Here is a 26540-nt window from a genome sequence, read left to right on the forward strand (position 1 = left end):
CGGAGGCGTGCCCGAGATGACCATGGCGACCTCTCCTGCGGACCCGCATTTCCGTAGTTTCCATGACGCGTTGCCTGCGGCCACCACCTGGGAGGCGGTGGCCCGTGGGGCCGAGACCGCCCCCCATGGCTTCGCCTTGCGCGTGATCGAACGCGGCGGCGCCGAGGCGGTGCTGACGCGCGGCGATCTTGCGACGCTCGCCGCCGCCGGCGCCCGGGCTCTGGCGGCGGCCGGCATCGCGGCCGGTGATCGCATCGTGCTGGCGCTGCCGGCCTCGCGGCTGTTCCTGGCGCTGCATCTGGGCGCCGGTGCGATCGGTGCCCTGCCGGTGGTCGTGGCCCCGCCCGCCGTGCCGGTGCCGGATCCCGCCCGCGCCCATCTGGCCGATATCGCCCGCAGGGCGGGCGCCCGGCTGCTGATCGCCGAGGCGGAACCGGCCGCGGCACTCGATGGCCTGGAGGCGCAGGCCCCCGGATTGACGGTTGCCGCGGCCGACCGGCTGCTGGCGGCGGGGCTGCGTGCAGCCCTGCCGGCGATGACCGCCGATCCCCGCGGCATTTCGCATCTTCAGCAGACATCGGGATCGACCGGAGCACCCAAGCTCGCGGTGGTGCATCACGACCGGCTCTCGGCCAATCTCGCCCAGATCGCGGCGGCGATCTGCCGGGGGCCCGAGGGTGTGGGTGGCGATGTTCTGGTCTCGTGGCTGCCGCTCTCCCACGATATGGGGCTGGTCGGGCTCAATTATGCGCTCCGTTGGGGCGTGCCCATGGTGCTGGCCGATACCGGCGAGTTCGTCCGCAATCCGATGAACTGGCCGGCCTGGATGTCGCGGCACAAGGGGACGCTGTCGCCGGCGCCCAACAGTGCTTTCCAGATGTGCGCGCGCCTCGCCCGGCTGCGCCCGCCGCGCGGGCTGGACCTCTCGGCCTGGCGGGTGGCGCTGTGCGGGGCGGAACCGGTTCATGCCCGCACCCTGCAGGATTTCAGCGCCGCCTTCGGCAGCCACGGTTTCGCGCCCGAGACCCTGCGCCCGGTCTATGGCCTGGCCGAGGCGACGCTGGCGGTGGCGATCCCGCCGGTGGGTGGCTGCGTGACCGACCCGGTCGATGCCGACCGGCTGGCGGCCGAAGGGGTGGCCGCACCGGCGGGAGACGAAGCCGGGCGCCGGCTCCATGCCGTCACCTTGGGGCCGGCCGTGCCGGGGGCTGCGATCCGCATCACCGCGCCCGACGGCACTGAACTGCCCGAACGCCGGGTCGGCGAGATCGAGGTCGCCAGCCCCGCGACCGTCGGTGGCTATTGGCAGGATCCGGCCGAAAGCGCCCGGCTGACCCGGCCTGACGGCTGGCTGCGCACGGGCGATCTGGGCTATCTGGCCGATGGCCGGCTGCATGTCACCGGCCGGGCCAAGGATCTGCTGATCCTGGGCGGGCGCAATTTCACGCCTGCCCAGATCGAAGATGTGGCCGAAGCCGCGGCCGATGCCGCGATCACGCCCGCGGTCATCGCGGTCGGCCTCACCGACGAGACCATCGGCACCGAAACCCTGCATCTGCTGCTCGACACCCGCCTCGGCCCCGAAGAGGCGCGTCCCGCCATTGCCCAGCGCATCCGCGATGCCCTGGCGGAGGCTTTCGGCCTGACCGGCATCGGCACGCATTGGATCGCCGCCGGCCTGGTGCCGCGCACCCCCAGCGGCAAGGTTCAGCGCTTCCGCTGCCGCGAGATCGTGGCAGCGCGCCTGGCGGACCGTCAGGCCGCGGCCTCAAAAAACAAGACGACACCCGCCCCAGGGAGGATCACCGGATGAATGCGCCCAAGGATATGGCCGCCGCAGAGGCCGCCGCCGTGGTTTCCTCCGTGGCCGAGCCGGTCGCCATCATCGGCATCGGCTGCCGTCTGCCGGGCGGTGCCTCCAGCCCGGCGGCCTTCTGGTCGCTGCTCCGCAACCGGGTGGATGCCATCCGCGAGGTGCCCTCCGATCGCTGGAACGCGGCCCTGTTCCACCATCCTGATCCGGCCTCCCGTCCCGGCACCGTCGGCACCCGCATGGGCGGTTTCCTGGACGGCATCGACCGCTTCGACCCAGGCTTCTTCGGCATCTCGCCGCGCGAGGCGCAGCTGATGGATCCCCAGCAGCGCCTGCTGCTCGAATCGGCCGTCGACGCCCTCGACGATGCCGGGCTGAAGCTTGAAGACATCGACGGCACGGATGTCGGCGTGTTCATCGGCATCGCGGCCTATGACTATGCCGAAATCCAGCACGGCATGGCCAATCGCGAGCTGATTTCCGGCCACACCAATACCGGCCTCGCGCTTTCGATCGCCGCCAACCGCATCTCGTATCTTCTGAACCTCAAGGGGCCGAGCGTTGCGGTCGACACCGCCTGTTCCTCGTCTCTGGTCGCCCTCCACCTCGCCTGTCAGTCGCTGCGATCAGGCGAAAGCCGGGCGGCGATCGTGGGCGGGGTCAATGCGATCCTGAAGCCGGAGCCGACCATCGGCTTCAGCCGCGCTTCGATGCTGGCGCCGGATGGCCGCTGCAAGACCTTCGATGCCCGCGCCAACGGCTATACCCGCGGCGAGGGCGCCGGCATCGTCGTGCTGAAGCCGCTCTCGGCCGCGCTTGCCGACGGCGATCCGGTCTATGGCGTGATCAAGGCCACGGTCGTCAACCAGGACGGCCATACCAACGGCATGACCGTGCCGGGCGAGGATGCCCAGGCGCGCATGCTGGAGACCGCCTATGCCCGGGCCGGCATCGTGCCTGGCACGCTGCAATACATGGAAGCCCATGGCACCGGCACGCCGGTCGGCGACCCGATCGAGGCCCGCGCGCTCGGCCGCGTGCTCTCTCAGGGCCGGCCGGATGGCGATCGCTGCCTGGTCGGGTCGGTGAAGACCAATATCGGCCATCTGGAGGCGGCGGCGGGCATTGCCGGGCTGATCAAGGCGACGCTCGCCCTTCATCACCGGCATGTGCCCTCGAACCTGAATTTCGAGAGCCCCAACCCCGAGATCGATTTCGATGGGCTGAAGCTCGAGGTCGCGAGCAGCGACCGGCCCTGGCCGGATAACGGCCATCCGCCCCGCGCGGGCGTCAATTCCTTTGGATTCGGCGGCACCAACGCCCATGCGGTGCTGGAAGCGGCACCCGCCGAAGCCGTGCGCCCGGCCCTGTCGGACGAGGGGGCGCCTGGCATCGCCTCCGATGCCGGCAGGACCGGCGCACCCGTCCTGATCCCGGTCTCGGCCCGCAGCGCCGAGGCGCTGGCCGAGGCCGCCCGCCACCTGGCGGAGGCGTTGACCGACGAGGCACAGCCGGCCCGGCACCGGCCGCTCGCGGAGGTCGCCGCCTGGGCGGGCACCCGGCGCAGCCAGCACGATCACCGGCTCGCTGTCGTGGCGGCCGACCATGCCGAGGCGGCGGAACGGCTGCGCGATGCCGCTGCCGGCACCGCCGGCCCCGGCATCATCGCCGGCCGCGGCCGGGCCCGTTCTGCGCCCGGCAACCCGGTCTATGTCTTCTCGGGCATGGGCCCGCAATGGTGGGCGATGGGCCGCCAGCTGATCGAGCGCGAACCCCTGTTCCGGGTCGCGATCGAGGAATGCGATGCCCATCTGCGCGCGGCCGGCGCGCCCTGGTCGCTGATGGACGAGATGTGCCGCGACGAGGCACAGAGCCTGATGGCCGAGACCTATATCTCGCAGCCCTCGAACTTCGCTCTTCAGGTCGGCCTCGCCCGGCTCTGGAGCCATTGGGGCATCCGGCCCGCGGCCATCGTCGGCCATTCGACCGGCGAGGCGGCCGCCGCACATGTCGCCGGCCAGCTGGACCTCGCCACCGCCTGCACCGTGATCTATCACCGCTCACGCGTGCAGCAGCGGGCCAGCGGCAAGGGCCGCATGCTGGCGGCGGCGCTGACCGAGGCCGAGGCGCTGGAGCGGATCGCCCCCGTGGCCGACCGGGTGTCGATCGCGGCCATGAACGGCCCCGGCATCCTGACGCTCGCGGGCGATGCCGAACCGCTGGAGGCCATCGCGGCGGGCCTTGCCGCAGAGGGGCGGTTCAACCGCTTCCTGACCGTGGCCGTGCCCTTCCACAGCCACCACATGGATCCGCTGCGCGAGGATCTGGAAGCCTCGCTCGCCGCGATCCGGCCGGCTGCGGCGGACCTGCCGCTCTATTCCACCGTCACCGGCGATCTGGCGGAGGATCTGCCCTATGACGCCGCCTATTGGTGGCGCAATGTCCGCCAGCCGGTGCGCTTCGCCGATGCGATCCGCAGCCTGATCCGCGACGGCCATCGAACCTTCCTGGAGGTCGGGCCGCATCCGGTCATCTCATCCTCGATCGACGATACCGCGGGCGAGCTGGGCGAGCGGGTGATGACGGCGCATTCGCTCCGCCGCCAGACGGAAGAGCGTGCGGTTCTGCTCGGCAATCTGGGCCAGCTCTATGCCGCCGGCCACCGGGTCGACTGGCAGGCGGTCTCGGGCGTCGACCGGCTGCGGCCGGTCCGGCTGCCGGCCTATCCCTGGCAGGACAAGCGCTACTGGCAGGAGGTGGCGGAGAGCCTGGACGGCCGCGCCGGCCTGCCTGCCCATCCCTTCATCGGCCGGCGGATCGCCGCTGGCCTGCCGCTCTACGAGATCCGCATCGATCTGGAGCGGCTGCCTTATCTCGCCGACCATGCCGTCGGCGGCTCGGTGCTCTTCCCCGGTGCCGGTTTCATCGAAGCGGCGCTTGCGGCCTGGACCGCGGCCATGGGCGCCGTGCCGGCCGCGGTCGAGGATGTGCGCTTCCTGAAGGCCCTGATCCTGGGGGCCGATCGGGCGGTGAAGCTGCAGGTGGCGCTCGATCCCGCCAGCGGTGGCGCGCGCGTCCTCTCCCGGCCGCTGGGTGAGGACGAGGCGCCGTGGACGCTGCACGCGTCCATGACGCTGAAGGCTCAGGGGGCGCTCCCGGCTCAGGCCGTGGACCTGGCGGCAGCAGCGGCCCGCTGCATTGACGTCGTGGAGGATCGTGGCTACGGCGCCTTCGCGGCCCGCGGGCTGAATTACGGCCCGGCCTTCCAGGCCATCGCGGCGCTGTCGCGCGGGCCGGCCGAGGCGCTGGCCCGGCTGACCCTGCCGGCCGCGGCGCGGGCGGGCGACGGCGCGCCGGATGCCGCGGGCGGCTATCTCTTCCATCCCTCGCTGCTGGATGCCTGTTTCCAGGCGGTGCTGGGCGCGATCGACAGCCGCAGCGCGGCCGCCGGTGCCTATCTGCCGGTGGCGGTGGAGCGGCTCAGGCTGTCGGGGCCGATCGACGACGGTGCCGAACTCCACGCCCATGCCCGGCTGCTGACGCTGAATTCCAGGCAGCTGGATGCCGATATCCGTCTGACCGATGCGGCGGGTCGGGTGCTGGCCGAGGTGCAGGGCTTCTCGTGCATGGCGCTGGATCAGGCCGAGGGCGGCCGCGGCGCCGGCCGCGACATCGACCGCCGGCTGTTCGCCGAGCATTGGGTGGAGCAGGCGGCGGGCGTCGTGGCGGCGGATCTGCCCGATCCGGCCGATCTGGTCGACGAAACCCGGCCGATGGTGCTGCCGCTGATCCGCAAGCTCGACCGCGCCGGCTATTATGCCGAGGCGCAGCCGCTGCTCGACCGGCTGACCGCCGCCTATGCCGCCCGCGCCTTCGCCGAGCTGGGCATCGACGCCGATGCGCCCGATCCGGCGCGGGTCGATCCCGTTCATCACCGGCTGCTGGCACGGCTGGCCCAGGTGGTCAGGGCCGAGACGGCGACGGGCCCGTTGCCCGAGCCCGAGGTGCTGGGCGCCGAGATCGACCGCCGTCATGCCGGGCTTGCGCCTGAGATGGTGCTGATCCGCCGCTGCGGCGAAGCGCTGGCCCGGGTGCTGACCGGGGCGCAGGATCCGCTGGATCTGATCTTCCCCGACGGGTCGCAGGTCGATGCCGAACGGGTCTATCGCGACAGCCCGAGCTTCGGCACCTATAACCGCATCCTGGAACAGGCGGTCCGCGCCCTGATCGACCGGCTGCCGGCCGACCGGCCGCTCAGGATCCTGGAGATCGGTGCCGGCACCGGCGCCACCGCCGCCCATCTGCTGCCGGTGCTGCCGGCCAGCCGCACCGATTATGTCTTCACCGACATTTCCACCGCCTTCACCACCAAGGCCGAGCAGAAGTTCCGCGCCTTCGATTTTGTCCGCTACCGCCTGCTCGACATCGAGAAGGAGCCGGCGGCCCAGGGCTTCGCGCCGGCGAGCTTCGACCTGGTGGTGGCGACCGACGCGCTTCACGCGACCCGGGCGATCGACACCGCAATTGCCCATGCCGCCGGTCTGCTCCGTCCGGGCGGGTTGATGGCGCTGGTCGAGCTGACCGCGCCGCCGCCCTGGTTCGATCTGGTCTTCGGCATGCTCAAGGGCTGGTGGGCCTTCGACGACGCCGGAACCCGTCCCGATCATGCCTGCATGACCCTGCCGGCCTGGGAAGCGGCGCTCATGCGCGCCGGCTGCCCGGCGGTGGCGGCGCTCGACGACCGCGAGGATGGCGGGGCGACCGTTCACAGCGTCATCCTGGCCCGGCGGTCGACCACCGAGACCGCCCGGACTACCGGCGAGGCGCCGGCGGCCGAGACCGACGAGTTGGATGCTCTGCTGGGGCTCAGCACCATCACCCGGGCAAAGCCCGGCTGGCTGGTGCTGGCCGATGGTCGTGGTGTCGGTGCGGCGGTTGCCGCAGCGCTTGAGGCGCGCGGCCATCCCGTGAGCACCGTGACGGCCGGCGAGGTTGCCGACATCCGTGGCCTGGTGGACCGGGCGCTGATGGATCTGCCCGAGGTGGGCGGCATCCTGCATCTCTGGTCGCTCGATGCCGGCCCGACCGAAGCGGCCGACATGACGGCCGTGGAGGCACGTGGTGCTGCGGTCCTGATGGAGCTGGTCCAGGCGGTGACCGATCCGAGTTTCGGCAATCCGCCACGCCTGGTGCTGGCGACTTCGGGTGCCCGGCGGGTGCGGCCCGACGATCCGGCCCCCGAGGCTGCCCAGGCGCCGGCCTGGGGCTTCGCCCGGGTGCTGACCAACGAGCATCCGGAACTGGGGACGGTGATGGTCGACCTGCCGGCCGCCGTCTCGTCCGACAGGGCCGACGAGATCGAGGCACTGGCCCGGATCTGCGCCGAGGGGGCCGGCGACGAGACCGAGATCGCGCTTCGCGGCGCGCGGACCCATGTCGCCCGCATCCGGGCCGAGACGCTGGACGGGCTCCGCCGCCGGGCGCTCGACCCCAGGCCGGCGGCGGCGGGGACCGCCTTCCGGCTCGATGCCCTCAAGACCGGCGCACTCGACAATCTGATGCTGACCGAGGCGCGTCTGCGCGAGCCGGGGCCGGGAGAGGTCGAGATCGACGTCGCCTTCACCGGGCTCAATTTCCGCGACGTGATGAAGGTGATGGGCATCTACCCGACCGAGGGCGACGAGCCCCTGGTGCTGGGCGACGAGGTCGCCGGCACCATCCGGCGGGTGGGGCCGGGGGTGGATGATCTGGCGCCCGGCGACCGGGTGATGGCGATCGCGCCCGGCTTTGCCAGCCGCACCGTGGTCGGCCGCGGCTTCGTGGCGAAGCTGCCGGAAGGCGTGCCGCTGGATGGTGGCGCCACCATCCCGATCACCTTCGTCACGGTCTGGTATGCGCTGCATCATCTGGCCCGTGCCGAGGCCGGGGAGCGGATCCTGATCCATGCCGCCGCCGGCGGTGTCGGCCTGACCGCGATCCAGGTCGCGCAGCGGGCGGGGCTGGAGATCCATGCCACGGCCGGCTCGCCCGAGAAACGCGATTTCGTGCGCAGCCTGGGCGTCACCCATGTCTATGACAGCCGCAGCCTCGACTTCGCCGACCAGATCATGGCGGCGACCGACGGCGAAGGTGTCGACATGGTGCTGAACTCGCTGGCGGGTGAGGCCATCCCGAAATCGCTCGGCCTGCTCAGGGCCTATGGCCGCTTCCTGGAGATCGGCAAGACCGACATCTACGGCAATTCCCGCATCGGTCTCCGGCCGTTCCGCAACAACCTCTCCTATTTCGCCATCGACCTCGACCGGGTGTTCCGCGAGCGGCCGAAGCTCGCCGCACGGCTGATGACCGAGGTGGCCGATGCCTTCGCCGAAGGTGGGCTTCAGCCGCTGCCGCGGCGGGTCTGGCCGGTGTCCAGGGCTGAACAGGCCTTCCGCCACATGGCCCAGGCGCGCCATATCGGCAAGATTGTGCTCGCCATGGAAGACGATGCCGCGCGCATCGCCCGGCCGCTGCCCAAGCCGCTGCCGCTCAAATCCGACGGCACATATCTGATGACCGGCGGTCTGGGCGGCTTCGGCCTTGCCGTCGCCGAATGGCTGGTGGCCAAAGGTGCAGGGACGGTGGTGCTGGCCGGCCGGTCCGGCGCCGCCACGCCCGAGGCCCAGGCCGCGGTCGACCGGCTGCGCGCCGGCGGCACCCGGGTGCGGGTGGAACGCTGCGACGTCACCGACCGGGCGGCGGTCGAGGCCATGCTCGGCCGGATCCGGGCCGATCTGCCGCCGCTCAAGGGCGTGCTGCATGCGGCCATGGTGCTGGACGACGATTTCGTGCTGAAGCTCGATCGCGATCGCCTGCACCGGGTGATGGCACCTAAGATCGAGGGTGCGCTCAACCTGCATCTCGCCACCCGCGACGATCCGGTCGAGATGTTCGTGATGTTCTCGTCCTTCGCGGCGATGGTCGGCAATCCCGGCCAGGCCAATTACGTCGCCGCCAACCAGTATCTGGTGGCGCTGGCCGAACGGCGCCGGGCGCAGGGGCTGCCGGCGCTGGCGGTCGACTGGGGGGCGATCGGCGGCGTGGGCTATGTCGCGGCCCATGACGAGATCGCCCGGCATTTCGAACGCCATGGCCTGACCCCCGTCCAGGCCCCGGACGCGCTGGCCTCGCTCGAAGCCCTGCTCGGGGCGGGGGCGGTCGCCTCGGGCGTGATCGACATCGATTGGGCGGTCTGGGCCCGCTACATGCCCGAGCTGGCGCGCAACCCGCGCTATGCCGACCTGCCGCTGACCGAAGGCGCTGGTGGCGCCGGCGGTGGCGGCGGAGAGGGCGACCAGGTCCTGGCCCGGATCCGCGAGGCGGCGGCCGAGGATCGCCAGGCCATGGTCGAGGCGGCGCTTGCGGCACGGCTTGCCACCGTCCTCGGCACCAGCGCCGAAACGCTCGATACCGGCCAGCCGCTGGCCGAACTCGGGCTCGATTCGCTCATGGCCGTCGAACTCAGTTGCCTGATCGAGGACGATCTGGGCGTGAAGACACCTGCGATAGAATTGACCCAGAGCCCGTCGCTCTCCAAGCTGGCGGAGCGGTTGCTGCCTGCGATCGCACCCTGACCCATCCAGGGCTCCGCAGACGAGCCCTTTCCCAAGCCGGAGAGAGACGCCGATGTTCGAACCCCGCAACCCCGCTTTCGCCGAAGCCGCCCGCGCCATCTTCGGTCAGGCCGGTTTCATCACCGATCTCGGCATCGAGCCGGTGACGGTCGAGCCGGGGCTGGTCGAAAGCCGTGTCATGATCCATCCGCGGCACATGCAGCATGACGGCGTGATCCATGCCGGCGTGCAGATGACCATCGCCGACCACACCGCGGGGGCCGCGGCCTTCACGACCATCGCCGCCGATGAATTCGTGCTGACCACCAGCTTCACCACCAGCCTGCTGAAGGCGGCGCTGGGCACGGAGCTGCGCTGCCGGGCGACGGTGCTGCAGGCGGGGCGCCGTCTGGTGGTTTGCGAATCCGAAGTCTTCGCCGTCAGGGACGACACGCCCGTGCGGGTGTCCAAGGCGGTGGTGTCGCTGGCGGTGCTGCAGCGGCGCTGAGCCGCCGCCTGCGGGCCCGCCCGAAAACTGCCGACCGGCGGAGCCGGCGGCCGGAAGGAGGAGATCCCCCATGACCGATACGCTCTTCAATGATGTGGTGACCCGCATCGGCGAGTATCTGGAAACCGATGTGAGCCATCTCACGCCCGACTCCAAGCTCGCGACCTCGATCGACGGGCTCAACTCGCTCAAGATGTTCGAGATGATCCTCTATCTGGAGGATTGTTTCGGGGTCGAATTCGACGAGGCGGTGATGGATCAGATCGACACCCTGGGCGGGCTCGTCGACCATATCCGTGAACAGCGCGCCGCGGCGGCCTGACGGAGGCAGCGGCACCCATGAAGCCGATGCGCTGGCCCTGGCGGCGGATGGCCGCCGGAGACGATCCCCTGCCGTCCGGTCAGCCGGCCGGCGCTGCGGCAGACAGGCCCGCCGTTGCGGTGACCGGCATTGGCTGTGTCACCGCCTTCGGCGTGGGGCGGAACGTGCTCGACGACGCCCTGGCCGAAGGCCGGGTGGCGGCAGCTCCGATCACCCGGTTCGATCCGGCCCGCTTCACCTGCCGGATCGCGGCCGAGGTGCCGGAACCGTCCCTGCGCTTCGCTCGTGATCACCTGTCGCACGAGCTGGAGCGGATGAGCCTGTTCGTCCGACTCGCCGTTCATGCCTCGATGACGGCACTGGGTGCGGATCCGGCCGCGACCGGCCGGCCGCGCCTGCCCGAAGGCCGCGGGCTGATCGCCATGGGGGTCGCCATGGGGGGCCTGCCCCATATCGAGCAGGGGGTGCTGAAGCAGGAACGCGCGGGCCCGCGCAAGACCACGCCTTTCCTGATCCCCTCGCTGATCCCGAACATGGCGGCGAGCATGACCGCACTCAGGCTCGGCTTCGAGGGGCCGCAGGTGACGCTTGCCGGCGCCTGCGCCAGCGGCACCCAGGCGATCGGTCATGCGCTCGCCGAACTTCGGGCCGGGCGGATCGACTGGGCGCTGGCCGGCGGATCGGAAGCCGTCACCACCCCCATCACCTGGTCGGGCTTCGAGGCAATGCATGCGCTTTCGCGCGGGAGCGGGGACGAGAGGCCGGCCGCGCGGCCTTTCGACGGGGCGCGTGACGGCATGATCTGTGGCGAGGCCGCCGCCATGCTGCTGCTGCACCGGGCCGATGCCTGCGACGGCCGGGCGGTGCTGGGCCGCATCCTGGGCTATGCCACCAATTCCGGCGCGCCGGACCTGACCCGCATTCCCGACCGCGAAGGCCTGGCCTGCATGCGCCTGGCGCTGGAAGATGCCGGCGTCGATCCGACCGATCTGGGCGCGGTGATGGCCCAGGCCTCGGGCATGATCACCGGCGATGCGATCGAGGCGGCGGCGATCGCGGAGCTGACCGGCAGCCACCGCCCGCCGGTCACCTCGGTCAAGGGCGCCACCGGCTATCTCTTCGCCGCCAACGGGCCGGTCAGCACGGTGGCGGCGCTGGGCGCCCTGTCACGCCGGCGCCTGCCGCCGGTCGCGGGGTTCCGGGCCGCATCGGAGGACACCGCCTGCATCGACGTGGTGGCAGGCGCACCGCGGGACATCGATCCCGGCCGGCCGGTGCTGGTCAACAGCTTCGGCTTTGGTGGCATCAATGCCTCGCTGGTGGTCGCCGGATCTGACGGGATCGGCAGATGACGGTCCGGCTCTGATATCAATTCTTGATGTGGTGCATTTTGGCGCAGAATTGATCGCGCTCTTCTGCACATATGTAGTGACTTGAAAGCATGATCAGGCGATGATGGCCGGGATCCATCAACCCGGCCGTCCATCTCTGTCCGATGCCCGGGCTATGCCAACCTGCCGGGCCGGTACCGCCTGCCCGGGACATGCATGAAGGAGGAACGGGGATGGACCCGTTCATCGGAGAGATCCGCATTTTCGCCGGCGGCATAGTGCCAACCGGCTGGGCCCCCTGCGAGGGCCAACTGATGTCGATCCAGCAGCACCAGGATCTCTTTGCGCTTCTGGGCGATCGCTATGGCGGCGACGGCCGGACATATTTCGCGTTGCCGGATCTGCGCGGCCGCACGCCCGTCTGCATCACCAGCCAGCCGGTTCAGGGGGTGAGCTACAGTATCGCCCAGACGGCCGGCGTCGAGGGCGTCCTGCTCGCCGCCTCTGAAATTCCGGCGCACGACCATCCGCTGGCCGCTGTCTCGACCGCGGCCTCTTCGGTCTCGCCGTCGGGGGAGGTCTTCGCATCGGCGCAGCCTGCGGTCTATGCCGCGGGTGGCGGCAACACCATTCCCCTTGCCGCCGGGTCCGTCACCTCGGTCGGTGACGCCGGTACGCATGAGAACCGCCAGCCGGGTCTTGCGCTCTTCTATTGCATCGCGACCACCGGCAACTGGCCGCAGCGCAGCTGACGCCGATCGGGAGAGCCTCATGTACAAGTATCTCGGCGAGATCCGGCTCTTCGCCGGCGACGTCGCGCCATCCGGCTGGGCCTTCTGCAACGGCCAGGCCATGTCGATGACCGAATATCCTGCACTCTATACCGTGCTGACCACGAAATACGGTGGCGACGGCATCAAGACCTTCAATCTTCCGGATCTGCGGGGCCGGATCCCCGTCCATATCGGCCAGGGGCCGGGTGTGGACAGTTACTACCGTCTGGGCCAGACCTTCGGGGAAGAGACGGTGCCCCTGACCACGCAGCAGATCCCGCCGCACAGCCACAGCTTCGAGGTCGCAGCGACCACGGCTGACGCTACGGCGCCCGCCGGTGCAATGCTGGCCGAAGCGCCCGTGCAATCGGGGTTCACCGGCCTTTATACCGATGCGCCGCTTCAGCCCGGCACCACCGGTGCCCTGGCACCCCAGGCGATCGGCAGCACCGGCGGTGGTCAGGCGCATCCCAACATGATGCCGTCCACCGCGATCAACTACATCATTGCCATCACCGGCAGCATCGCCACCGCGGCGACATCCTGAAGCAGGCACCACCATGGCAGATGCTTTCACCGGAGAAATCCGGGTCTACAGCTTCGACTATGCCCCGCAGGACTGGGCCTTCTGCAATGGCGGCAGGCTGCTGATCGATCAGAACAAGGCCCTGTTCTCGGTGATCAAGAGCCTTTACGGCCCGGCGGACGGGACGTTGTTCTATCTTCCCAATCTGCAGGGGACCGCGCCGATGGGCGCGGGGCAGGGGACCGGCCTTACCAATCGGACGCTCGGCAGTATGACCGGCACCGTCTCGGTCACGCTGACCACGGCGCAGCTGCCGGCGCATACGCACGGCATTCAGGTCGATACGTCGACCACGGCCACGATCCAGACCACGCCCACGGCCAATGTCTCGGTCATCGCCACGCCGGTCTCGGGCGATGTCTTCGCGCCCTGTGATCAGACGGCGGCCGTGACCCTGGATGTCGGGGCGATCGGCACGACCGGCGGGGGCCAGCCGCATGAGAACCGCTCCCCCCTGCTCGCCCTGAACTTCTGCATCTGCCTCACGGGCGTCTATCCCGGCTCGTAAGGCAAGAATGCCGCCGCCGGAGAGGCCCGGCGGCGGCATGCCCGGTGGCTACATGACTTTCAGTCTTGCCGGACCAGCGGCAGGTAGTGATGGACCTGGCGCATGGCCACCAGATCCTTGCGGCGCACGACATTGGTCGGATAGGGCGAGCCCGGCAGCGTGCCGGTGTCGATGGTGGCGGTCACCAGGCCTTCGCCTTCGGGAATGAAGGCTTCGCGGCGGGGGAAGGCGAAGCTGTCGGGACCGAAGATGCCGCTCTTGCCGGCGAAGCCCTTGGCCTCGTCGATGTGGTTAGCGGCGACCAGCCAGACATTGTTCTCGCCCGCCCGCACCCGGAACAGCAGCCAGTGATGCGGATCGGCGCCGGTCGGGATCGGCGGGTTCTGCGCCACTTTGCTGCCCGGATGGCCGAAGGAGATCCGCCCTGCGATGGCGGCCGGTGCCGCGATCACGTCGACCCCGCGCAGCGCCAGGACGCGGCCGGCCTCGGGGAAAGCGAGGTCATGGCCGATCAGCAGGCCGAGCCGCCCGAAGGGCAGGTCGAACACCGCCCAGTCGTCACCGGCCGTCGCCCAGCCGGCCTCGGCGGTGGTGAGATGGATCTTGCGATAGCGGCCGACGATGCCCTCGGGGCCGACCAGAACCGCGGTCGAATACCGGGCCTCGCCCTCGGCCTCGATCAGGCCGGCAACGATGTGGAGGCGGTGGCGGATGGCGATGTTGACCAGCCGTGCCACCTCCGGTCCGTCGAGCCCGACGGCATTGGCGGGGGCGGTTCCGGTCAGCGCATATTCCGGCAGGACCAGCAGCACGGACCCCTTCGCCGAGGCCTCGGCTGCATACCGGGTTGCGCGGTCCAGATTGGCGGCCGTGTCGTCGCCGGGTGTGAACTGCGCGGCCGCAACCTCGAACACGCCACCCTGGGGCAGGGCGCGGTAGCCATAGAGGCGGAAGAAGTCGAGCGGATTCCAGAGGAAGGTGTTGGTCATCAGCTCGGCATAAAGCGCGGGCCGGCGCTGGGCGAAGACCGGCTCGCCCAGAACCTTGCGCGCCCGGGCGCGGGCCAGGTCGACCGTGCCGTAGACGACGCCGTCGCCGCAGTCGAGCACCGCTTCCATGCTGCCGTCGGGCCCCAGGATGCAGCTGCCGCCCGAGAATTCGACCGTCCGCTCCAGCCCCCAGCGATTGGCCTCGATCACATAGCAGCCGTTCTCGAAGGCACGGGTGATCCAATAGGGCGCCGGGCAGCGTTCGGCCAGCCAGTTGCTGATATGGCAGATCACATCGGCTCCGCCGAGCGCGTCGAGACGGGCGGTCTCGATGAAATGGATGTCCATGCAGACCAGCATGGCGATGCGGCCGATCGGGGTCTCGAACACCGCATGCTCGTCGCCGGCCACCGCCCATTTGGGCTCGGCGATGTAGGAATGGCTTTTGCGGTGGCGGCCGATCACGCCCTCGGGGCCGATCAGCACCGCGGTGTTGTGATAGAGGTTCGTTTCAGGATCGACCTCGGGCATGCCGATGACGATGTAGCAGTCATAGGCATGGGCCAGCACCGCGAAACGGTCGGTGGTGGGGCCGGGCACCGCTTCGACGAAGGGGGCGACTTCGGCGCGGTCGTACCAGCAATAGCCGGTCGTCCCCATCTCGGGCGTCACGATCAGCTTCGCGCCGCCCTGTGCGGCCGTCTCTACCAAAGCGAGGAGACGGGTGATGTTGCGCTCCTTCTCGTAGAGCGTCGGCTCGAACTGGACGGCGGCGACCTTGTAGGACGTCTCGGTCATGATGCGGAACTCTCCGTAACCGGAAACTCTGATGCGGGGGTGCTGGTCACACCGCCATATGGCGGTGGACCAGATCGTCGGTCAGCGTCTCGATCGGGCCACATGCGGCGATGCGGCCCTTTTCGAGCATCACGAAGCCATGGGCGACCGCGCGGACGAAGTCGATGTTCTGCTCGACCAGGATCACGGTCAGCCCGTGCTCGCGGTTGAGCCTGGCGATCACCGCGTGGATCTCTTCCACGATCGAGGGCTGGATGCCCTCGCTCGGCTCGTCGAGCAGCAGCAGCTTGGGGTTGGCGGCCAGCGCCCGGGCGATGGCGAGCTGCTGCTGCTGCCCGCCCGAGAGCACGCCGCCGCGGCGGTCGTAATTCTCGGGCAGATAGGGAAACAGCTCGGGCACCAGTGCCGGCACCTCGATGCGGCCGTCGGTGCGGGCGAAGGCGCCCATCAGGATGTTTTCGTGGATGGTGAAGTCGGGAATGATCTCGCGGCCCTGGGGCACGTAGCCGATCCCGGCCCGCGCCCGGCGGAAGGTCGGCTCGTGGCCGATTTCGGTACCGTCGAGCCGGATGCTGCCCGACATGCGGTCGGTCAGGCCCATGATCGTCTTCATGAGCGTGGTCTTGCCGGTGCCGTTGCGGCCCAGCACCGCGGTGATCCGGCCGGCGGGCGCTTCCAGCGCCACGCCCTGCAGCACATGGCTGCGGCCGTAATAGCTGTCGATCGCGGACATCTGCAGCATCAGCCGATCCCCTTCGTGCCGAGATAGGCGGCGCGCACATCCGCATTGGTCTCGATCTCGGCGACCGTGCCCTCGGCCAGAACCCGGCCCAGATGCAGTACGGTGATCTGGGTCGCGATCTCGCGGACGAAGGCCATGTCGTGCTCGACCACCAGCAGGGTGTGGCTGCCCTTGAGGTCGTTGATGATCCGCGCGGTCTTGAGCGTCTCGGCCTGGGTCATGCCCGCGGTCGGCTCGTCGAGCAGGATCACCCGCGGGCTGCGGACCACCAGCAGGCCCAGCTCCAGCCACTGGGTCTGGCCGTGGCTGAGGAAACCCGCCACGGTCTCGGTCTCTTGTGCAAGGCCGGTCAGCTCCAGCACCTCGTCCACGCGCCTTCGGCCGGCGGCATCCAGGCCGAAGCCCAGATTGGCGCGGACGCTGGGCGCGCGGAAGGCGGCGACCTCCAGATTGCGGCGCACGGTCAGCTCGCGGAACACGCTCGGGATCTGGAACTTGCGCCCCAGCCCGGCGCGGGCGATGCGGTGTTCGGGCCAGTTGGTGATCTCGGTGTCGTGCAGATGCACGCGGCCGCGGCTCGCCCGGGTGCGGCCCGAGATCAGGTCCATCAGCGTGGTCTTGCCGGCACCATTGGCGCCGAGCAGCACCCTGAGTTCGCCGTCGGCCACCGTGAGGTTCACCTCGTCCACGGCCCTGAAGCCGCCGAAGGAGACGCCGAGCCCGTCGAGGGTCAGGGCGATGCCGTGTCTGGTTCCGGCGGTCATTTCCGGCCCTCCGCCTTGCGCGTCGCACCGCTCACCCGGTCGATCAGGTCATGGGCGAGGCCGCCCAGGCCGCGCGGCATGAACAGCACCACCAGGACGAAGATCAGCCCGATCACCGCTTTCCAGGCCTCGACCAGGGCCTCGGTCTCGCTGGCGCCGGCCTCGATCATGTTGATGAGGATGGCGCCGATGCAGGCGCCGAGCAGGCTGGAGCGGCCGCCGACCGCCGCCCAGACCACCATGGTGATCGAGAAGGCGAGGTCCATGAAGGTGGGGGAGGCGAACTCCGCCACCACGACGTAGAGCATGCCGGCAAGCCCGGCGATCCCGGCCGAGACCGCAAAGAAGAAGATCTGATAGGCCGGCACGTCGAAGCCCAGATAGCGGGCGCGGGTGGCGTCGTCGCGGATCGCCTGCAGCACCAGGCCGGCGCGGGTTTCGACCAGCAGCCGGGTGGCGGCCAGCACCACCAGCAGGGTGATGGCGACCAGATAATAGGTGGCCTGCGAATAGGGATCGAATTCGAAGCCGCCGATGGTCAACCAGCCGAGATCGGTGAGCCCGTTGAAGCCGTTGGTGAAGGGCTGGGCGTCGATGACCAGCAGCCGGACCAGCAGCACCAGCGCAAGCGTGATGATCGAGACGAACACCCCGGCGATGCGTTTGCGGAACACCACCATCCCCAGCAGGAAGGCGACCGTCACCGGCAGGGCCAGCCCCATGAAGATGCCGAAGCCCTGAGAGATGAAGGGCTTCCACAGAAAGGACGAACCGGTGATGCAGCAGAGATCCGTGGGCGCGCCCGGCTCGGCATTCCAGAGCATGAAGTCGGGCACCGGCGTGTCCGAGCCCTGGGCAAGGCTGGTCGGGCTCGCGAGTTTCAGCGACATGGCGAGCATGTAGGCGCCGAAGCCGAAGAACAGGCCCTGGCCGAGATTGAGGATGCCGGCATAGCCCCAGGAAAGCGAGATGGCCACGCCCAGCATGCCGAAGACCAGGTACTTCGCCATGCGGTTCAGCCAGAAATCATCCAGGAAGGCCGGGGCCACCAGAACCAGGCCGGCGAAGGCCAGATAGGCGAGGAGGGTGGTGGTGGTCGAGAGACGCATCTGCATGGCTCAGCGCCCCTTGAAGGAAAAGAGGCCGGCCGGCTTCACGATGATGATCAGGATCACCACCCCGAAGACGATGGCACGTGCCAGAATGTCGTTGGTGACCGCGGCCGCGACCGCGTTGATCTCGCCCAGCATGCCGGCCGAGAGCACCGAGCCCAGCAGGCTGCCGACACCGCCCGCCACCACGACCAGGAAGCCGTCGACCACCATGGAGCTGCCCATGTCGGGAAAGACGGTCTTGAAGCCCGACATCATCACGCCCGCGACCCCGGCGAGGCCCGATCCGAAGGCGAAGGTCAGGGCATTGACCCGGGCGACGTCGATGCCCGAGGCGGCGGCCATACGCGGGTTGCGGATGATCGCGCGGACCTGCATGCCGATGCGGGTGCGGTACATGATCGCCCAGGTGAGCAGGGTCAGCACCAGGGTGACCGCCACGATGAACACCCGGTAGGCGTTGATCGAGCTGCCGGCGATGGTGATCGTGGTCTGCAGGATATGGGGGACGGCGACGTTCTGCAGGCCCGGGCCCAGGCCCTGGATGTGGATGCCGAAGAAGCTGAGGCCGAATTCCAGGCGCACCGCCTGCTGCAGCAGGATCGCGATGCCCCAGGTGGCGAGCAGGGTGTCGAGCAGGCGGCCATAGAGCCGGCGCACCACCACCCGCTCGATCGCCCAGCCGATGGCCGCAGCCGAGAGGAAGCCGAGCGGCAGGGCCGCGAACAGGCCCAGATCCAGCCAGATGCCGGAGAGCACGGCGGTATAGGCGCCGATCATCACCAGTTCGCCATGGGCCATGTTGATGACCCCCATGGCGCCATAGGTGATGGCGAGGCCGAGTGCGACCAGCAGCAGGATCGAGCCCAGGCTGAGGCCGATGAAAAGGATGTCGAGCATGTGGGACGGACTCCACCCGTTGTCGGCCGCCGCAAAGGACCTGTGGGACACACGAAAGGCCGGAACCTTCGCAGCGGCCGGAATTGGGCGTCAGCCCTTCAGCTTGGCGCTGTCGAGGCCCTTGGCGGTGCAGAACAGGTTGTCCGCGGTCTCGCCATAGGCGGCATAGGGCAGCGGGCGGATCGGCTCGGGATAGGCGTTGACCACCTTGCTCTGGCCGTCGGCCTGCCACTGGCCGATGCGCGGGGTCAGGTAGGCGTGCAGATTGTCGCCGTCGATGGTGACCTTGCCGCCCGGCGCGTCATAGCTCTGGCCGCCGATCGCGGCACGGATGTCGTCGGTCTTGACCGACCCCGCCTTCTCGGCCGCCTGCTTCCACAGGAAGACCTGGAAATAGGCGGCTTCCAGCGAGTGATAGGTGAGGGCGGCCGGGTCCTTCACGAAGGCGCGATAGCGCTCGATGAAGGCCTTGTTGGCGGGGGTGTCGAGCGACATGAAATAGGGGAAGGATGTGTAGCTGCCGGCGGCGTATTCGGCGCCCATGGCCGCGATCTCGATCTCGGAGGTCACGGTCGCGCAGATCGGCACATCGGCCTGGGACATGCCCTGGTTCTTGTACTCGCGATAGAAGGCGACGATCGAGTCGCCGACCACGTTCGAGAGTACCACATCCGCGCCGGATTCCTTGATCTTGCGGACCATGGTCGCCCATTCGGAATGGCCGAGTTCCAGATACTCGTCCGCCACCCATTCGGCACCGGCCTCTTCGATCAGCTTCTTGCTGACCTTGGCCATCTCACGCGGATAGACATAGTTCGAGCCGACGATGAAGAACTTCTTCTTGCCCAGCGTCTTGACGATCCAGGGAATGTAGTTGCCCAGCTGCTGGTTCGGCACCGCACCGGTATAGACCACATTCTTCGAGCATTCGAAGCCCTCGTAATGGGTCTGGTAGAACAGCATGCCGTCGCGGCGCTCGAACAGCGGCAGCACCGCCTTGCGGCTGGCCGAGGTGTGGCAGCCGAAGACCGCGTTCACCCGGTCGCGGACCAGCAGCTTCGAGGCCTTCTCGCTGAAGGTCTTGGGGTCCGAGGCGCCGTCCTCGACGATCACCTCGACCTGGCGGCCGAGCACGCCGCCCTGGGCGTTGACTTCCGAGACCGCCATCATCACGGCATCGGCCAGCATCTTCTCGACGATCGAGAGACCGCCGGTCTGGGAATAGAGCGCGCCGACCTTGATCGTGTCGGCGGCAAGCGCCCGGCCGATCAGCGAGGGGGCGGCCACGGCGGCAAGTGAGGCGGCAGCGGTGGATTTCAGCAGCGAGCGTCGGGTGATGCTCATGGGGTCGGTCTCCCGATGACGGTGAGGTGAAGCCTCGGGCGTTTTCGCCCGTGATGTTTGGCGCGCGTGGCGCAGGTCGGAGCCGTTCAAAAAAGGGCCGGAAGACCGGGGGTGTCCGGTCGGCATCCGGGGGGAGGAAGGCCGTCGGTGGAGGGATTTCACGCCTGTCGGACAGAGCATGAGGCGCACTTCTCCCGTTCTGCGTTCAAGTAGAACGCAGTGGGTTCTGCCTCGTTTTCTGGTCGAGGGTGAGTGCCGACAGCCCTGTCGGCATGGGCATAAAAAAACCTCGCAGACCCCGGAAGGCGGGGTCGCGAGGCATCCTTGCCACGTGCCGGTCGAACATCCCCGTTCTTCCGGCGGCAGAACGGCGTGGTCTGAATTTATACCGGGTGGCCCGATTTCAGAGGACGCCGACTGCTGCTCAGATCTTGAGCATGCGCGAATGTTAATCAGCTTTGCGGGGCAGGGTCAAGAGGTCCTCGGTCTTCACGATCGCGGCGGCGATTTCTTCCATCGGCACCCGGCGCGCCATGGCCTGGCGGCGGATGAACTGGTGCGCCTCGTTCTCGCTCAGGCTCTTCGATGCCATCAGGATCGCCTTGGCGCGGGCGAGCGTCTGTTCGCCGACCATCTTGCGGCGCAGCTTGCGCGCTTCCTTCAGCAGCCGCTGGCGTTCCAGCCACAGGCTGCGGGCGATGGCGAGGTTGGTGAGAAGCCCGAAGGGCTTGAGCGGCTTTTCCAGCACCGCGAAGGCACCGCTTTCCAGCACGATCTGGAGCGTGCCCGGATCCTCGTAGCCGACGATGGCGATGATCGTCGGCGGCACCGGCCCCAGAGATTTCAGCAGGCGCTCGATCCCTGCCCGGTATTCGACCGCGATGGTCAGCAGCACCACTTCGGCATTGGCCGGCAATTCCGCCGGCACCGGCCAGAGCGTGGTGACCATGCAGCCGATACGGCGGAGATGATCGACCAGGAAGGCGCCCTCCTCGTCCGGCGGATGGACCACCAGGACCTTGAGGCCGAGAAGATCACGCAGCAGGGCGACCGACACGTGGGGGCGCTCCCGGGAAAGGAGGGTCAGAGGCCTGCCACCGGCAGGCCATCGGCCGCCGGGGCGTCGAGACGATATTCCAGCATGTACGGGTCCGGGCGGACCCGGGTCTTCGGGTCATACACCAGGTCGAACTGACCGGCGGCCGTCACCCGGCCGACCTTGGGCCAGAGATGGGTGTGGTTGTTGTCGCGCTCGATCCGGATCCGGCCCTGAGGGGCATCCACCTCGACCTCGTAGAGCTGGGGCAGCAGATCCTGCGCCCGGTCGCTTTCGGCCCGGGCGAGGGCGGCTGCATAGAGATGGACCTGGAAATACGCCGCTTCGGCCGCCGCTGCAATCACCGCATCGGGGCCGAAGCGGCGCCGGAAGGCCGCCACGAACCTGTGGTTGGCGGGGGTGTCGATCGCGGCGAAATAGGGCGAGACGCCGATATGGCCCTCGGCGATGCCCGGGCTCATCTGGGCGATTTCGGCCTCGCTGGTCGACTGGCTGGCGATCGGCATGGTGGCCGGGTCGAAGCCGGCGGCACGATAGGCTTCGTAGAACCGGGCGATGCCGTCGCCGACCACGGTCGAATAGATCACGTCCGGCCGCGTGCGCCGGATCTGGGCGATGACCTCGTCCATGTCGATTTCGTCCACCGCCAGCGGCACATACATCTCGTGCAGCACGGTGCCGCCGGATTGCAGATAGAGATCGGCGATGATCCGGTTGGATTCGTAAGGGTAGACGTAGTTGGAGCCCACGATGAACAGCCGCTTGCCGTAATGGGCGGTCAGATAATTCACCAGCTGGACCGAGTTCTGGTTGGGGCAGGCGCCGGTATAGATGCAGCTGCGGGAATATTCGAAGCCTTCATAGAGGGTGGGGTAGAACAGCAGCGCCTTGCGCGCCTCCACCACCGGCAGCACGGCCTTGCGGGTGCTGGACATGTAGCAGCCGAAGATCACCGGCACCCGCTCCACATCCAGCAGGTGTTCAGCCTGATCGCGATAGAGCCTGGGCGTCGAGGCGGGGTCCAGGACCACCGGCTCGATCTGCCGGCCTGCAATGCCGCCCGCGGCATTGATCTCTTCGATCGCGAGCAGCGTGCCATGGCGCTGGGTGCGTTCCACTGCGGCGGTGACGCCGGTGTCGGAGAACAGCACGCCCACGCGCCAGCTATCCGGTATCGATCTCTTGCCCATGGCCCTGCACATAAAAAAAGCCCCCGGCCGGCACGAAATGCCGACGGGAGCTGCCCTGCTCACAATCACATGGCGGAGTCTGCCCGCCTCTCCGAACAGGCTACGCCCAATGACGGTGCGTTGCAACATGATCGGCGGTGCCTCCGCATGGCTGCCATGCGGGGCGGGTTGCATCGCGGGCTCGACAGCGGCCCCCCGGCGCCGGCCATAATCCGCCCAATGAAACGCGCGCGCGGCAGTGCACCGGCGCGCCTGGGTGTGGGAGGCCGGATCATGAGTGCGCGCGACCCTGCAACGCCGGACGAGGACCGGATCCCCTGGCGGGCGGCTGCGGCGGCCTTCGCCTCGGTGCTGATCGGCCTGGGGCTTGCCCGCTTCGCCTATACGCCGATGATCCCGGCCCTGGTCGAGGGCGGCTGGTATGACGGCGCGGCAGCGGCCAGCCTGGGAGCGGTCAATCTGGGGGGCTATCTGGCCGGAGCCCTGGCGGCCGCACCGCTGGCCCGCCGGGTGCCGGTCGCCATGCTGATCCGGATCGCGATCGCGCTCACCGTCATCTCCTTCGCCGCCTCTGCGGTGCATCTGGGCTATGGCTGGCTGGCGGTCTGGCGCGCGATCGGCGGCATCACCGGCGCCATCCTGATGATCGTCGCCGTGCCGGCGGCGCTGTCGGCGACACCGATCCGGCGGCGCGGCCGGGTGGCCGGGCTGGTCTTCACCGGTGTGGGCCTGGGCGTGGTGGTCTCGGGTCAGCTGGTGCCGATCGCAGCAGGTTTCGGCGTGGTCGAGGCCTGGGGCATGCTGACCATCTTCGCCCTGGTGCTGGGCGTTGTCGGCTGGAGCGGCTGGCCGCGTGAGGCAACGGGACCGGCGGTCGGGGGCGGCCATCTGGGCGTGCCGCCGGCAGCCACCGGTGCGGCGCTGGCGCTGATCGGTCTTGCCTATGCCCTGGATGCCTTCGGCTTCGTGCCCCATACCCTGTTCTGGGCGGATTACGTCGCCCGCACCCTGGGCCTCGGCCTTGCGGCCGCCGGCGCGTCCTGGAGTCTGTTCGGTCTGGGCGCCGCTTTCGGGCCGATCACCGTCGGGCTGGTCGCCGAGCGGATCGGCTTCGGGCGCACGCTGGTGGGGGGGCTGGTCATCAAGGGCACCGCCATCGGCCTCGCCGCCTTCACCACCGCCCCCTGGGCATTGGCGGCGAGTGCCGCGGTGGTCGGGCTGCTGACGCCGGGCATGGGCACGATGGTCGCCGGGCGGATCACCGAGATCGCGAGCCCGCATCGCCAGCGCCAGGCCTGGGCGGCGATGACCGTGAGCTTCGCGGTGGCGCAGAGCCTTTCGGGTTTTGCGATGACGGAATGGTATGCGGTGTCCGGCGAGCACCGGCCGCTGTTCATCGCAGGCGCCGTGGCGCTGTTCCTGGGGGCGATCGCGGCGGCGCTGACGCTTCGCCGACGCTGAACCCTGCGGCTCAGGTCAGGAAGTGCACCAGGGCGTAGACCAGCGCCTTGAACAGGGCGACCACGACGGCGGCAGCCAGGGCGCAGCTGAGCAGGCCCAGCACATAGCCGATCAGCACCGTCAGCCCGTCGCGTTCGATCAGGCCGAGGGCGATCACCGAGATTGCGATCGCCGGCGGGTTGTTGCCGAAGGGGATGGGTAGCACCAGCACGATCGACAGGATCACCATGATCACGCCGAGCAGCCGTTCGGCCTTGCCTTCGATCACCCAGGCGCAACGCGGCTTCAGCAGGCGCTCGACCTTCTCAAGCCAGGGCAGAGCCTTGTTGAAGACCATCATGAAATCGGTCTTGCGGAACGACCGGCGGGCCAGGAAGGCCGGCAGCCAGGGGCTGCGCTGGCCGAGCATCAGGCCGATGGCGAAGGGAACGATCGGCGCGCCCAGCACGGCCGAGAGGCCGGGAATGCCCAGCGGCAGACAGTTGGGCAGGGCAAACAGCAGGATCAGGGCGGCAAAGGCGCGATCGCCCATCACCGTGGTCAGATCGTGCAGGCTGATACGTTCACCGGGCCAGTCCCGGATCAGCCGCTTCAGAACGTCCGACGTCCGTTCAGGACGAGGCGGATGCCCGCCGCTGGAGGCGGCATCCTCGTGGAGCGTCATCATCCCATCCGTCACGCGGCTCGTTCCGTTCCTGTATGGCCCGCTTCCGGCCCGGAAGCTGTTGCCTGCGGCCGCCATTCTGTCGGGCGGTCCTCCCCCCGGATCGTCCGTCGGGCGATCCTCGGGTCAAGCATGCGGCCTGCATATTAACCAATGCTTTCGGACGGAGGGAGGCGCAGAATTTCATAAAATTTGCATGTCGGCCTCTCGTCATCCGGAAAGACGATGTCCATGTGACACGCTCGTGCCGCCCGGCATGCCGAGGCCGGTTGCAAGCAGGCGGGCAGCGGCGGTACCGTCGGTCTGCCCATCCCGAAACCGAGGCTCGGACCACCCATGATCCGGACGCGTTCCCGCACCGCTCTTTTCATCGCTGCGGTCGCGGCCGCGCTTGTGCCCCTGCTTCGGCCGTCTCCGGCCCGCGCACACCCGCATGTCTGGGTCACGGCGGAGGCGACGCCCGAGACGGTTGACGACAAGGTGACGGCGATCGAGCTGAGCTGGACCTTCGATCCGATGCTGAGCGCGGTTCTGATCCAGGATTTCGACAGGAATGCCGACGGCCGCTACGATGCCGACGAACAGGCGGCTCTGACGGCCGAACTGTTGAAGAACATGTCGGAATACGGTTATTTCACCCATATCCAGGTCGACGCCTCCTTCGTCGACCTGGCCGGGGTGGACGGCATGGCCGCCGCGATCGGCGACAAGGTCGTGACCATGAGCTTCCGCGCCCGCCTCACCGAGCCGGTCGACCCGCGGAAGCACCGGATCACCCTCGGGGTCTACGATCCGGAATATTATATCGCCTTCGACCTGCCGGCTGCGTCGCTGCATCTCAATGCACCGCCGCTCGACCTCTGCCGCCCGGTCGCGCGGGAGGACACGCTTAACCCCATCTATTTCGGCTATGTGAACCCCGAGGTGATCGATGTCGTCTGCCCTGCGCGCTGACCGGATGCGGAGGATCCGGGCGGCGGTGCCCGCCTGTGTCGCGACCCTGCTGCCGGCCTTCCTGCCGACTTTGGCCATGGCCTCCAGCTATCTGGGGCGTGCCGGTGGAGGCACGCCACCGCCGGCACCGGTGACCGAGGCGGCGGTCGGGGCCGGCATTCTGGGCCCGGTGCTGATGCAGATCATCACCTGGCAGGGCGAACTCAATGCGCTGATCTCGGGCCGGCTGGGCGAGGCGGTGCGCGAGGGTACCATCCTGCCCGCCCTGACCGTGATCGGCCTCGCTTTCGTCTATGGTCTGCTGCATGCGGCCGGCCCCGGTCATGGCAAGGTGGCGGTGGCGGGCTATCTGGCGGGCCGACCGGCCGATGCGCGAACCAGCATGGTGATGGGTGTCGCCATCAGCCTGATGCAGGGGGCGGTGGCCATTCTGGTGATCGGGGGCCTTGCCCTGATCCTGGGACGGCAGGGGCTGGGACGGATGACCGATCCGCTGGCACTGGAACTGGCGAGCTATGCCCTGATCGCGACGATGGGCGGCTGGATGATCGTAAACCTGCTGCGCGGTCGCGCCGCCTGCGGCCATGATCACGGGCACCACGATCACGGGCACCACGATCATGATGATCACGCCCATCACGACCATGGGCACCACGATCACGGGCACCACGATTACGGGCACGACCATTCCTCCGGGTGCCATGCCTGCGGCCACGATCATCATCATGATGACCACGATCACGGCCACCACGCCCCACCGGCCCGGCGACACCCCGACGCCTTCTGGGGCATGATCGTCGCGGCCGGCATCCGCCCCTGTTCCGGAGCGATCCTGCTGCTGCTGTTCTCGATGAGCCAGGGCGCCTTCCTGCTGGGGGTCACGGGCGTCGTCGCGATGAGCCTTGGCTCGGCCATCACCGTCGTGCTGATCGGCCTGGGCGTGGTCGGGGTCCGGCGATCGCTGATGGCGCTGGCGGCCGGCGGCGGGTCGCGCACCGCACGCCTGCTGGATCGTGGCCTGGGCTTCCTGGCGCCGGGCATGATCCTGGTCTTCGGCATATTGATGGCCTGGGCGACCTGGATTCGCATCACTGCCGGTATTTGACCGCATCACCAGTAAAGGCTGCATATT

20 protein-coding genes are annotated in these 26540 nt (G+C 68.8%); 11 read left to right on the forward strand and 9 right to left on the reverse strand.

Annotated elements, in window-relative coordinates; all coding sequences use genetic code 11:
- The first annotated feature begins 16 nt into the window (after positions 1-16).
- The 8 genes from TMO_RS28965 (at position 17) to TMO_RS02525 (ending at position 13433) form a co-directional block, all read left to right on the forward strand.
- Complete coding sequence (locus TMO_RS28965) at positions 17-1813, forward strand: AMP-binding protein (protein WP_014744005.1); 1797 nt, start codon at positions 17-19, stop codon at positions 1811-1813.
- A complete protein-coding gene (locus TMO_RS02495; protein WP_014744006.1) occupies positions 1810-9426 on the forward strand; it encodes a type I polyketide synthase in 7617 nt (2538 codons plus the stop codon). The genes TMO_RS28965 and TMO_RS02495 overlap by 4 nt, the downstream gene beginning before the upstream one ends.
- Before the next feature lie 52 nt (positions 9427-9478).
- Positions 9479-9913, forward strand: a complete 435-nt coding sequence (locus TMO_RS02500; RefSeq protein WP_014744007.1) for a PaaI family thioesterase — start codon at positions 9479-9481, stop codon at positions 9911-9913.
- 70 nt (positions 9914-9983) lie between these two features.
- Positions 9984-10235, forward strand: a complete 252-nt coding sequence (locus tag TMO_RS02505) for an acyl carrier protein (protein WP_014744008.1) — start codon at positions 9984-9986, stop codon at positions 10233-10235.
- A 17-nt stretch (positions 10236-10252) separates the two neighbouring features.
- Positions 10253-11587, forward strand: coding sequence for a beta-ketoacyl-[acyl-carrier-protein] synthase family protein (locus tag TMO_RS28970; RefSeq protein WP_014744009.1), 1335 nt, complete (start codon positions 10253-10255; stop codon positions 11585-11587).
- Positions 11588-11799: 212 nt separating this feature from the next.
- A complete protein-coding gene (locus TMO_RS02515) occupies positions 11800-12318 on the forward strand; it encodes a phage tail protein (RefSeq protein WP_014744010.1) in 519 nt (172 codons plus the stop codon).
- Positions 12319-12337: 19 nt separating this feature from the next.
- Positions 12338-12886 carry a phage tail protein gene (locus TMO_RS02520; protein ID WP_014744011.1) on the forward strand — a complete coding sequence of 183 codons (549 nt, stop codon included), beginning with the start codon at positions 12338-12340 and terminating at the stop codon, positions 12884-12886.
- Positions 12887-12899: 13 nt separating this feature from the next.
- A complete protein-coding gene (locus tag TMO_RS02525) occupies positions 12900-13433 on the forward strand; it encodes a phage tail protein (RefSeq protein WP_014744012.1) in 534 nt (177 codons plus the stop codon).
- 59 nt (positions 13434-13492) lie between these two features.
- Here the strand turns inward: TMO_RS02525 and TMO_RS02530 are convergent, their stop codons facing one another.
- The 8 genes from TMO_RS02530 to TMO_RS02565 all read right to left on the reverse strand — a co-directional run bounded on the left by TMO_RS02530 (position 13493) and on the right by TMO_RS02565 (position 22329).
- Positions 13493-15220 carry a nitrilase-related carbon-nitrogen hydrolase gene (locus tag TMO_RS02530; RefSeq protein WP_014744013.1) on the reverse strand — a complete coding sequence of 576 codons (1728 nt, stop codon included), beginning with the start codon at positions 15218-15220 and terminating at the stop codon, positions 13493-13495.
- A 46-nt stretch (positions 15221-15266) separates the two neighbouring features.
- On the reverse strand, positions 15267-15962 hold the full coding sequence (urtE, locus tag TMO_RS02535) for an urea ABC transporter ATP-binding subunit UrtE (RefSeq protein ID WP_014744014.1): 696 nt from the start codon (positions 15960-15962) through the stop codon (positions 15267-15269).
- Positions 15962-16726, reverse strand: coding sequence for an urea ABC transporter ATP-binding protein UrtD (gene urtD / locus TMO_RS02540; RefSeq protein ID WP_014744015.1), 765 nt, complete (start codon positions 16724-16726; stop codon positions 15962-15964). Before urtD ends, urtE begins: the two co-directional genes overlap by 1 nt.
- On the reverse strand, positions 16723-17835 hold the full coding sequence (urtC, locus tag TMO_RS02545) for an urea ABC transporter permease subunit UrtC (protein WP_014744016.1): 1113 nt from the start codon (positions 17833-17835) through the stop codon (positions 16723-16725). The genes urtD and urtC overlap by 4 nt, the downstream gene beginning before the upstream one ends.
- A gap of 9 nt (positions 17836-17844) precedes the next feature.
- Complete coding sequence (urtB, locus tag TMO_RS02550; protein ID WP_014744017.1) at positions 17845-18738, reverse strand: urea ABC transporter permease subunit UrtB; 894 nt, start codon at positions 18736-18738, stop codon at positions 17845-17847.
- 90 nt (positions 18739-18828) lie between these two features.
- Entirely contained in the window at positions 18829-20082 is a 1254-nt protein-coding gene (locus tag TMO_RS02555; RefSeq protein ID WP_014744018.1) for a transporter substrate-binding domain-containing protein, read from the reverse strand.
- Positions 20083-20530: 448 nt separating this feature from the next.
- Positions 20531-21139, reverse strand: coding sequence for an ANTAR domain-containing response regulator (locus tag TMO_RS02560; protein ID WP_014744019.1), 609 nt, complete (start codon positions 21137-21139; stop codon positions 20531-20533).
- Positions 21140-21165: 26 nt separating this feature from the next.
- Positions 21166-22329 (reverse strand): transporter substrate-binding domain-containing protein, encoded by a 1164-nt coding sequence (locus TMO_RS02565; protein WP_041604800.1) that lies wholly within the window; start codon positions 22327-22329, stop codon positions 21166-21168.
- A gap of 273 nt (positions 22330-22602) precedes the next feature.
- Between TMO_RS02565 and TMO_RS02570 the strand changes: the two genes are divergently transcribed.
- A complete protein-coding gene (locus tag TMO_RS02570) occupies positions 22603-23790 on the forward strand; it encodes a YbfB/YjiJ family MFS transporter (RefSeq protein WP_014744021.1) in 1188 nt (395 codons plus the stop codon).
- Between the two features lie 10 nt (positions 23791-23800).
- On the opposite strand, the gene TMO_RS02575 is transcribed toward TMO_RS02570, so the two are convergent.
- Positions 23801-24469, reverse strand: a complete 669-nt coding sequence (locus TMO_RS02575; RefSeq protein ID WP_187297805.1) for an exopolysaccharide biosynthesis protein — start codon at positions 24467-24469, stop codon at positions 23801-23803.
- A 321-nt stretch (positions 24470-24790) separates the two neighbouring features.
- On the opposite strand from TMO_RS02575, the gene TMO_RS02580 reads away from it, so the two are divergent.
- Both TMO_RS02580 and TMO_RS28975 read left to right on the forward strand, forming a co-directional pair.
- A complete protein-coding gene (locus TMO_RS02580; RefSeq protein ID WP_014744023.1) occupies positions 24791-25408 on the forward strand; it encodes a DUF1007 family protein in 618 nt (205 codons plus the stop codon).
- On the forward strand, positions 25386-26513 hold the full coding sequence (locus tag TMO_RS28975) for a nickel/cobalt transporter (RefSeq protein WP_014744024.1): 1128 nt from the start codon (positions 25386-25388) through the stop codon (positions 26511-26513). Before TMO_RS02580 ends, TMO_RS28975 begins: the two co-directional genes overlap by 23 nt.
- Positions 26514-26540 lie beyond the last annotated feature (27 nt).

Origin of the sequence: Tistrella mobilis KA081020-065, from assembly GCF_000264455.2 — a bacterium.
In the GTDB taxonomy this organism is placed as follows: domain Bacteria; phylum Pseudomonadota; class Alphaproteobacteria; order Tistrellales; family Tistrellaceae; genus Tistrella; species Tistrella mobilis.